Consider the following 10,005-nt stretch of genomic DNA (forward strand, 5'->3'; position numbering starts at 1 on the left):
CCTCAATAGCGCCAATACCAGGTCTACGCGCTTCTCTGCAGGCATTTCGCTCTTGCGTCCCATGTCTTGCTCCTCGATGGTTGTCTATCATTTCATCGGGTCCAAGGATCTGGGGGCAAGACATCACATCAATCACCCGAACGTCATAGGTTCCTGATTGGGCGGTTCCGACCAGCACCTGACGCCGCACGCCGCTGATGGGCGGCCGAACACCCACCGCGCAGCCCCGAGGTGGCTCGTTCAGTTCAATCTCGATGCGCCCCGGCAGGATGCTCACCCTGCGAGGTGCAGCATCGTACAGGCCCGACGATGCGCACGAATAGGGAAACGACAAGTACAGTGGCTCACCTTCGAAGATGGCCTGGGGAATCTTGTAGCCGCCATCCTCGGCCGCGCCGGCCGAGCAGGCAGGCCCCATCGCGACGACCAGACTGAGCATTCTGAACACAATGGACCAAGTACCTGCGCTGCACGAACTCATACGCTTGATCTCAATATTTGGAAGTGACCGATCCGGCTTCATCGGAGCGGCTGACGACGCTGCTCACGCACCGGTTCGGGCCGCCAGAGGCTACCGATGATTAGTGCGACGCGGCCGCCCTCTCCGCTCGCATTTCCGCCAGCAATCCTGGGAAGTTGAAGTTGGCAATCAGCACGCGCAAGGGAAAGCCGTAGCTGGAGTGCGCGGCGAAGCGCCGACTCAGCCGGTCGAGGGATGCGTTGATCAGTGCTGCATCTGGCCGTTGTTTCGGGTCCGGAGTGGCGTCGATCAACTTGGCTACTTCTTCGCGCATGGCTTGGATCTGCTGACGGTTGTCGGCAATCAGTCGAGCAGGATCCATCGTCCCGCCGTGCCCCGGGTGGACCAGCTCAACACCTGCCAACTGCGCCTCCAACTTATCCAACGCAAGCAGGGTCTCAGCCGAATTGCCCTCACCAACGTAGTACACATGGGATGAAAGCAGAGCGTCACCGACAAACGCGAGCTTGGCCGCAGGCAGGACGAGGGCCCCGTTGTTGTCGGCTTCCATGGCGCCGAGATCGAGCACAGTAAAATCCATCCCGGCGATGGACAGCACCTCTTCATGCTTGACGATACGATCGGGCGTCACGGCTGATTTCTGATAGTCATCTCCGAATGCCTGGATCCAGCCTTGATCGAACGCACGTTGGTTGACTTGAGCCACCAGATCAGCGGTGCGCTGGGTGGCGTACAACGGCGCTTGGCCGACCGCCTCGAACAGTGGCGCCAGGCCGCCGAAGTGATCGACATGCGGGTGGGTAAGGAACACGCCCTTCAGCGGCTTGCCCGAAGCCTTGATCGCACCGATCAAGGGGGGCAGGTCGCTCTGCAACATCAGGCCGTCAACCAACACCAAGCCCTCCGACGATTCGATCAGGTAGGCATTGGCCTCATAGCTCTTCACCTGCGACACGAATCGTTGGACTTTGGGAGCCTCGCTGCTTGGCGGTGCGGCGTGAACAGCGGGCGTGACCAAGGCAAGCGCCATGGCGAGCAAGAGAGAGTTGCGCATGAGATCTCTGTTTCCTATGAATTTGACGGCTAGATGGAGGAGCATCCGTTTGGGACGCCCCAGGGCCGAATACATAGTGCACAGCGAAGACCGAGCAAGTCATCGGTAATGGGACGAAGCGGCGCAACGATGCCACGAATACGTCTGAAGCAGGCCAATCCGACTTCAGACCAGCGCGGCTCTCTGTCGCACAACGGACTCAGTGCATCGCAATCAGGTGGGGGGCCTCGCTTGGAAACAGCACGACGCCGCAAACCGGCGCCGTGCTGCTTTGCGCTAACGACGCATCGATCAGAACGTCTGGCTGTAGCTCAGGTAGTAGTAACGGCCAGGAACGTCGTAGGCCGGGTCAAACGAGTTGTTGGCCACCGAGATCGAGACCGGCGGATCCTTGTCGAACAGGTTCTTGACGCCGCCACTTATCACACCGTTCCATGGTGCTGACCAGCGTAACTGCAGGTCATGATAGGTGGTTCCGCCAAGCAGATTGGTCGGAATCCTTTCCAGGCCATTGAAGGCCAGGCCATCCTGGTTGAAGATGCCGTTCGGGTTGGAGCACTGAGTATCAGGATCGACAGCCCCGGTGCAGTCCTCTTCGAGGTGCGATCGGTAGCGAACACCCCAGGTGGCACCGAAGTTCTCCATGCTCCAATTCATCGTCAAGTTGGACTTGATCCGGTTGAACATGCCTCCCGCGCCGTAGTAGTTCCCGACCTGCGAGAACACCAGCGGATTGTTGGGAATACCGCTCTCCAGCACGATGGTGTCCTTGCTGAGATAGGAGGTATCCCAGGTAAAGACGAAGTCGCCGACGCTGGAAGAGAAGCGATAGTTGGCCGTCAGGTCATAGCCTTCGATCTCACGACCGGCTCCGTTGGCATTGGTATCGATGATGCCAACCACGGCACCGGTGCTGGGCAAGCGCGTTACCAGCCCGCATTGCCGGGTCGAGCCGCCGAGAATGCAGGCATCCAGGATGACCTGCCCGCCGAACTGAGTCACCACGTTGTCAATCTCGATGTTCCACCAGTCCAGCGAAACGTCAAAGCCCTCCAGCCAATCCGATGGGCTGTAGACGAAACCAAATGTCTTGCTGGTGGCTTCTTCAGGGGTGAGGTTCGGATTTCCACCTACCGTGGTGCGAATCTGCCCGGAGGCCTGCTCAGCGCCGCTGGCAGAGGCTCCGAGGCTGATACAGCGCGCCTGTTGCTCCGCAGTCAGGCCGTCAAATCGGTTGGTCGTTGCCTGCCCGGCGCCGGTGCAAGGGTCATTGATGGTCTGGAAGGAATCGGAGTTGCCGGTGAACAGGTCCGAGATCGAAGGTGCGCGAAAACCCTCCGACCAGTTGCCACGAACGACCAGGTCTTCGATCGGCTTCCACTTGATGCCGAACTTTGAATTGGTGGTGTCGCCAAAAGTGCTGTAGTCGGAGTAGCGACTCGCCAGCGAAAGCTCGAGCGCGTCCGCCATGGGCAGGCCAGCAAACACTGGCGCCACCAGCTCGACGTAGGCTTCATCCACCTTGAACCCGCCATTGGTCGGCTGGCGGATATTGCCCGAACTCAGGCCACTGGCGGTGAATGCATCGGGCAGATCGAATCCGCTCTCATCGCGATACTCGTAGCCGGCGGCGAACGCGGCCGTTCCACCTTGCATGTCGAAAAGATCACCGGTGATATTGGCGGTGTATCCAATCCGCTTGTACTGATTGGTGTCCTTCAGCGTCACCGTGATGTAGTTGAGCATCTCCGGGGTGATCGACCCCTCGCCACCAAACACGTTGAGCGGCACGCAGCCCTGGATTGGCGCGCCGGGGGTTCCGCACATCAGGTTGCCCTGGGCATCCTGAAAGGATGGGCCCACGGCGTTGGCGACGTTGGCAAGATTGACCTGCCCGCCTGTCGTGGTGATGCCTCGATTCTGCGAGAAGGTGTAACCCACGTCCCAACTGAAGAAGCGATCGGCGAGCTGAAAGCCGCCTTCGAATCCGCCAGCGTAATGCCACACGTCGACATCCTGCGAGAACGAGCGTCCGCCGGTTTCGTTCAAACGGCGCTGCACGCGTGTGGTGGCGACACCAAACGGGTTGTAGTAGCTATCCGGAGAAACATCGAACTGCACGGCCCCGGTGCCAAATAACCCGCTGCTGGCAAAGGTGACCGGAATCGCTGCGAGCAACTGCTCGGAAAGCCTGTTGTTGTAGACAAACTCGCTGCGGAAGCTGATGTCGTCGGTCAGGTTGTGGCGCAACTGACCATAGGCTGCGCGCCGCTCTTGCGGCGTCAGCAGGTAGTTGTCGGGAGCGAAGTTGTAGCAATCTCCCGGAATGGAAAAGGGACGAATATTGTTCGGGTTCTGCACCACGCCCGGCCCGGTGGGTGAGGGGTCGGTCAGCGTGAAGGTGCCACTACGCCCGGCCAAGCCAAAGCGACCGTTCGGGCTGGTGGACGACGCGCAAAAGTCAGCGCCGAACTGCGGCACGGCCGAGATGGCACGGTCGCCGGCAAAGATTGGCTCGTTCTTTTGATAGGACAGGCTGACAACAATTGAGGTGTTGTCCGAGCTTGAGCCCGCGGTAAAGTCGTAAGCCTCGGTGCGACCGTCTCCTTCGCTGGCTTCGCCAAAATAGGCATTGGCCTGCATGCCATCGAAGCTGTTGATCGTGATGATATTGATCACGCCGGCAATGGCATCGGAGCCGTAGATGGTCGAAGCCCCGTCCTTGAGGATTTCGATTCGCTCAATCATCGACGTGGGAATCGAGTTGAGATCGACCTGGCCGCTCAACGCCCGACCGTCGGGCGCATAGCGCCGACCGTTGACCAGCACCAAGGTGGATTGCGGGCCCACTTCGCGAAGATCAATCGAGGTGGAGCCGTTGCCACCATTATTGAACACCTGGTTCAACGACGCGCCGGCCACCGCCAGGTCTTGCAGGATATCGCCGACCTGGGTCAGGCCGGTGGCCTGCAGATCCTTTCGCTCCATGACAAACACTGGCTGCGAGGTTTCAATGTCGACCCGCTTGATACGGGAGCCGGTCACTTGAATGCGATCCAAGGCCGTGACTTCGTCGCTGGATTCCTGCGCCTGCGCGGGCATAGCAGTCAATCCCAGCAACGCTCCCCCATACAGCACACCGGCAATCGCGCCGCCTAGTTTATTTAGATGCATCTTATTCTCCTGGTATCGGGACAGTCGCCAACAAGACGACCGCACCAGACTAGGGGCGCAAGAATGTGGCAGTGCGCACTGGCGACGCGCATTCGAAATCCATCCCCAGCGGTTTCACTGTGCAAGATCCGCGAACTCGCACTCGAGGCAAAAAAAGCGCGCCACAAGCAGCGGCGCGCCCCGAACTGTGTGTGCAGCAATGACGTCACCGAGAGCGGCGGGGGGGGAAGGATGCATCGGTGCAGGCTGCTGATGACCTCCATGGTCAGCGCAACGTGACAACAGTGTGCAGCGATCGGCACCGTTCGTGCGCAGGCCGCAGCGCTGATTCGCTGTGCAGAATCTGCGCGACCGCCATTCATCGCACCCGAACGCCGGCGCCATTCGTCACTGGCAAAGCATCGTTCATCCCATGCATGGCTCCGCTCGACTGACCGGTGCCTGCCCCCGCGTCGTGTTCCGGGCTGTTCAAACCGCGCTGCTTTCATCGTGCAGAGCCGATCCTTAGGGTGACATCCATCAGAGCGGCCGATTCCTGGCTGCGCAACACCATGAGGTCAGCATGTTTGTTCAATCCACCTCGAACCTCGTGGCTCCCGCGGCCACTCCAGCGAGTGGATCTAACCCGGTGTTCGCTCGCAAGGCGACCGACCAACCCTGTGCCGTTTACTTCAGCGGTGAGGGATCAATTAGCTGCCCATCGGGCCACGCGATGCTGGTTCTGGCAGTGGATGCTCACGTGCAACTCGAGTTTCAAAGCATGCTGCTTGGCTTGCAGCCAGGAGAGGGTTTCTTCTGCGAAGGTTCGGGCCAAGCATTCTTGAGCCGAACCACACAACGTGCCTGGATGGCGCTTTGTCTACCGCTGTCCGGTTGGACACGATTGGTCGGGGCGCTTGAAAGCGGCTGGACCGAGCAGCGAGTCATTTATGCGGCAAGGTTGGGAATAAGCGAGCGCCTGCGATTGCTGGCCACGCAGCTTGCACAGCGCGCCGCCCTTCCACTGGGCACGGCAACCGATCGTGATCCTGTTTGGCTCGGTCTCGTTGACGAACTGTTAGTTCAACAGGAGGCGTTGCGACGAGCGGAGCAGCGCTGTCCCGGACGTACCAGACGACAGCGTCGCTCCGCGTTCTCACGCTTGCTCAGAGCGCGGCTACTGATTGATTCCGCCAAGCCCGGCTCACTCAGTGTCGCTGAGCTTGCGAGGTTGGCGAATTACTCAACCAGCCATTTCTCTCGCGTCTTTGAATCGGCGTTCGGCGCTGCTCCACAGCAGTTGATGTTATCTCGACGCATGCAATACGCGCGTCAGCTGCTGGAGGCCAGTCACCTTGCCGTGCGTGAAGTAGCCGAACTGATCGGATTCCGATCAGCTTCGGCATTCTCTCGAGCGTTTCGCAACGAGTTTGGAATTGCTCCGCGGGAACTTGATGAGCAAAGGAGATGGCAAGACAAGGGACCATGCAGCGAACACGACCACATCACCTTGTGAGACCAACACGACGCAGCTGAAGCCGCCTTGAGGTGAGGTGGTTCAAGGTAAGCAGCTGCAGCAGCCAGGACTGTGTCGGAACCGAAATGCGCCGACTCAGCCCCCTCCACAGCCCCTTCCCCCTGTCACTGATCTGGAAACTTCATGAAGACGATCCGCGCACTTACTCTTCTTGCATTCGCCCTGTTGTGTTTCTCTACGAGTGCCCTTGGCCTTGCCAAGATGGCCTCGATCGTGCCCGCCCTGGATGTGGCGAATCCCCATCAGCTTGGCCACTTCATTGGGACACTGATGGGCACCGTCCTGTTCATCTGGTTGGGTAGGCTAAGCTTCGTTCGGGGAAGGAACCTAATCGCCGCGCCGCTGCAAACTCCAAGTTAAAGGTCGCGACATCAATCGCTTGAAGGCCGGCGGACGGCGAGCGCGACAAGGCCTAGACAGCCGGTTACTCGCTACATCACCTAGGTACGACGAGACCACTATGAGCTATGACTTCGCAATCTGGAAGAGAGCCGAAAGCGCCAAGACCGCGATGCTCGCCGAAGTATATGCTGCCGTTTGCGATGATAGGAGTCACCTGGCGATGGCGCCCTTTGATCTACCGGCGCTGGAGTCGGTCTTGAAGGCTGAGTTCGGTGACTACTCAGTCGATGCTGATTTGGAGATCCTGTGCTATCCGGGCCAAACGGAATCGGTCTGCTGGATGATTGTGGCCAGTCCCTACAGCGCAGCCGGCGATGTTCACGCTAGGCTTGTCCCAATCGTCCTAGAACATGGCCTGCTGCTTTACGATCCGCAGCGGAAAAGCGTAGTGGGAAACAAGCGTCCTCCTTGTGCGTCAGCTGCCACCACCAGGATGCCGTAGGAGCTCCGCCTGGGCAAAATACGCGCTGGCCTTGCGCAGGATCCCGTTCGCCTGCCGCAGCTCGCGATTCTCGCGCTCCAATTGTTTGATGCGCTCGCTTTCGTCAGTCGTTGGCCCGGGTCGTTGCCGGCATCACGCTCAGCCTGCCGAACCCAACGCCGAAGTGATTCGGCAGTACAGCCCATCTGTCCGGCTACCGAGCCAACTGCTGCCCATTGCGAGCCGTATTCATTCTGGTGCTCCAGCAGCAGGCGAACCGGGCGCTCGCGGGTCTCTGGGGAGTAGTTTTGCGACTTTCTCATCGCTCTGCGGTAAGGCGATTCTGCAATGGGCGCGTAGGCGGAACGTTATGTTGCGATTAGTCGAACCCAGCAGGCCAAGTGATCAGGCACCGAAAGCTTCAATCCAGCGCGGCAGACAACCCGGCGCCTCACTATCACCGACCGCCCTATTCGAGCCGGACCACACTGAGTCCTCGATAGCCGTCTCACGCGATTGCTTTTTTGCGTCATGGCATTTATCCAAGAACAGAAGGAAACAGCGCGATGATTGGTCTTGAGTTCCTACGATTGGCACTGCTGATGGGGGCGGTCATGTCACTGTCACTCGCGGCGTTTAACAGGAGCGGCATGGTGATGAGAGGCGGCCCCATAGTGTTTAAAGGATACGACGCGCGAGAGTACGAGGTGCGCCTCAAACGAAACTCCATTGCTGCGCATGTATTGCGCGGATCCTCTTCAACGGGCGTGCCACTTTTCTCAAGTGTCGATCCCCCTATCAGCCTCGCCACCGTTGGCCCTGATCTTCCGCCGAGCACGTAATATGAAGTAGAGCGCATAACCGAAAGCTGCGAAGAGACAGGCATACCCCAAAGCAAGGATGCGATCTTCCGCGCTTGGGCTGGAAGCCCCGATCGGAAGAAAGTAGACGAGATTTGTTACCCGCGGCCGTTCGAAAGATGGCGCCGGCGCAAGGAAGAGGCCGAAGTAGAGTCCGATCAGAGCACTCCGAGCACCTCTGTGCGCAACCACGCGAATCGTCACCAATGAGCAGACGAGCAACAGGGACGCACCCAGCACCAGCATCACGATAAGTACCGGCCAGTAGAGGCCCGTCGGATCCGAAGCCAGGGCCACTCCGGGCAATGAAAGTAGGCATCCCCCCACACAAGAACGCAGGCTGCAGCGAACATTTTCGGTTCGAATCATTCGAGTCGTGCGGGGTTCTTCCAACTCAAGCTCCTTAAACCAGCTATTGAACTGCCATCGCCACCGTGATGGCCCACACGGGATCCGATGATAACCAGCACACCAAGGCGCCGAGATGCCGATTGCGCTCGACTCTTGTGCCAGGTCAGGCGTTTGCCGCTAACCTTTGGCACCCGCCTTGCGCTGGTCCGGCTCATCGTCCTATCGGTCCAAACCACCGGCAGGCTAGGTCAAAGCACTCTGGTCGATTTTCAACTAGCGGCAACAACGTGGTCAGCTTGGCGTCGATGAACACGTCCCCGTAGCAACTGCGGTCAATCGCCCGGCGATTTGCAGAAAGGTCTGAACAAGTCAGCCCTGGGTTTTCAGAGCTTCCCAAACTGAGCGCACGTTCCCAAGCCGCCGACCTCCTGCCCCAAGTCTCCAATGAAGTCAGCTCAACCACAGGCTCATCGCAAGACTGAGGACGCTCCAGCAAATCGTCAGGGCCGCTGACAATGACCGATGCGTTCCACCGTTTGCTCGCCGGTCCGGCCAGCAAACGCACCTGCGTCCAGTCCCTGATCGAACTGCCAGCTGAGTTCAAGCAGGCTGCAACTGTCAGGGCTTCGCAGCGTCAGCCTGCCCACCGGCTTCACGTTGCGAGTCGATTCTGCGTCCAGAACACCGCCCGTGGTGCTATAGATGGTCGCCACAACATCTCCTTCACTCGGGATATCGGCCTGCACGGTGAACCAGTGATGCGAGGCGGCATCATTGCTCGCGCCTTCTGGGTCAAACGTGAACCAGCCACCCGCCAGTTTTTGCGATCCTGCACCATCGACAGTCCGCAGCAGGAACCCTTGACCGACCGTATCGGGATTGTAAAAGACCCCACTGAACTCGTGTCGTTCCAAAGCGATACTCGCGCAAACGTTCGCCTCAGCCGCCGTACGAACAAGCGGAATCGAACGGCTCAAGCCAACCGAATCACCAGAGTGGAATTGATAGTTCAGGACGGCGCGATCGCAGCTTTCCAATCGCAACTCAACATTGCCCACCGCGGCGGTTGTTTCGGCAGCTGACCGAGCGAATGCCCCTCTTGCCGACTCGTACAACGTGCCAACGAAGCCAGAATCCGCGCCTTCGTAGTCGGCCTGCACGGTGTACCAACGCAGCCCGGAGTCGCCCTCGTCTGCGCCCGCGTCGTAAGTAAACCAGGCGCCCCCCAAACGCTCACCGCCATCAAACGTTTCGAACAGGAACCCCTGACCCACAGTATCAGTGGCGTGCCAGACTCCGTCGGCCATCGCTGCAGGACCAGAGAATGGCCGCAATGGCGCGAAGCGCGCGGCTCGCAGCGCGTCGTCTGAAGGATCAATCCAATGAGCTATGACATCACCTTCGGCAAGAGACAAACGAACAACACGTCCATCGAGTTCTCCCTGAAGCGCGGCGTCACCGATGGTAAATGAATCCTGGGCACGGCCGCTCAGCAGATCCACGGCCATCACGCGAGCGACTGGGGAAGCTCGGCTAGACAACCAGATCCGGTTGCTCGCAAGGTCAAACAGACCCTCATGCGTCATGTCCAGGTTGCCAACTCGTGATCGCCACCGGTCGGCGCCGGAATGTGTCAATGGTTTGAGACAGCTTGAATCGTGATTTTAGTGAGCTTTGTTCCCCGTTGACGCTGATTGATCGAGCGGTCGATTGATAAAGACCTGTTCTGGAACGATGGGTGGGCTG

At 59.2% G+C, this 10,005-nt stretch carries 7 protein-coding genes and 1 pseudogene; 3 read left to right on the forward strand and 5 right to left on the reverse strand.

Annotation, left to right across the window (positions count from 1 at the left end):
• From IFO71_RS22090 to IFO71_RS20700, 3 genes are all read right to left on the reverse strand, one after another.
• Nucleotides 1-523, reverse strand: a 523-nt coding sequence (locus IFO71_RS22090; protein ID WP_225444837.1) for a hypothetical protein, incomplete at its 3' end; no start/stop codon positions are given.
• A gap of 58 nt (nucleotides 524-581) precedes the next feature.
• Entirely contained in the window at nucleotides 582-1,610 is a 1,029-nt protein-coding gene (locus IFO71_RS20695) for an MBL fold metallo-hydrolase (protein WP_192031591.1), read from the reverse strand.
• 216 nt (nucleotides 1,611-1,826) lie between these two features.
• A complete protein-coding gene (locus IFO71_RS20700) occupies nucleotides 1,827-4,709 on the reverse strand; it encodes a TonB-dependent receptor domain-containing protein (RefSeq protein WP_192031592.1) in 2,883 nt (960 codons plus the stop codon).
• 964 nt (nucleotides 4,710-5,673) lie between these two features.
• Here IFO71_RS20700 and IFO71_RS20705 point away from each other — a divergent pair.
• The 3 genes from IFO71_RS20705 to IFO71_RS20715 all read left to right on the forward strand — a co-directional run bounded on the left by IFO71_RS20705 (nucleotide 5,674) and on the right by IFO71_RS20715 (nucleotide 7,069).
• Entirely contained in the window at nucleotides 5,674-6,204 is a 531-nt protein-coding gene (locus IFO71_RS20705; protein ID WP_192031593.1) for a helix-turn-helix transcriptional regulator, read from the forward strand.
• A 144-nt stretch (nucleotides 6,205-6,348) separates the two neighbouring features.
• Entirely contained in the window at nucleotides 6,349-6,585 is a 237-nt protein-coding gene (locus IFO71_RS20710; protein WP_192031594.1) for a hypothetical protein, read from the forward strand.
• Nucleotides 6,586-6,685: 100 nt separating this feature from the next.
• Nucleotides 6,686-7,069 carry a hypothetical protein gene (locus tag IFO71_RS20715; protein ID WP_192031595.1) on the forward strand — a complete coding sequence of 128 codons (384 nt, stop codon included), beginning with the start codon at nucleotides 6,686-6,688 and terminating at the stop codon, nucleotides 7,067-7,069.
• Nucleotide 7,070: 1 nt separating this feature from the next.
• On the opposite strand, the pseudogene IFO71_RS20720 reads toward IFO71_RS20715, so the two are convergent.
• Together IFO71_RS20720 and IFO71_RS20725 are read right to left on the reverse strand one after the other, a co-directional pair.
• Nucleotides 7,071-7,371 (reverse strand): annotated as a pseudogene (locus tag IFO71_RS20720) (transposase); the annotation flags it as partial.
• Between the two features lie 1,388 nt (nucleotides 7,372-8,759).
• A complete protein-coding gene (locus IFO71_RS20725; protein WP_192031596.1) occupies nucleotides 8,760-9,767 on the reverse strand; it encodes a hypothetical protein in 1,008 nt (335 codons plus the stop codon).
• Nucleotides 9,768-10,005 lie beyond the last annotated feature (238 nt).

It is taken from the genome of Pseudomarimonas arenosa (assembly GCF_014841215.1).
GTDB classification, from domain to species: domain Bacteria; phylum Pseudomonadota; class Gammaproteobacteria; order Xanthomonadales; family Xanthomonadaceae; genus Pseudomarimonas; species Pseudomarimonas arenosa.

Excerpts from the sequence above, each read along its gene's own strand:
- IFO71_RS20695 (WP_192031591.1), bottom strand. The coding sequence starts at position 1,610 with ATGTATTCGGCCCTGGGGCGTCCCAAACGGATGCTCCTCCATCTAGCC.
- IFO71_RS20700 (WP_192031592.1), bottom strand. The coding sequence starts at position 4,709 with ATGCATCTAAATAAACTAGGCGGCGCGATTGCCGGTGTGCTGTATGGG.
- IFO71_RS20710 (WP_192031594.1), top strand. The coding sequence starts at position 6,349 with ATGAAGACGATCCGCGCACTTACTCTTCTTGCATTCGCCCTGTTGTGT.
- IFO71_RS20715 (WP_192031595.1), top strand. The coding sequence starts at position 6,686 with ATGAGCTATGACTTCGCAATCTGGAAGAGAGCCGAAAGCGCCAAGACC.
- IFO71_RS20725 (WP_192031596.1), bottom strand. The coding sequence starts at position 9,767 with ATGGCCGTGGATCTGCTGAGCGGCCGTGCCCAGGATTCATTTACCATC.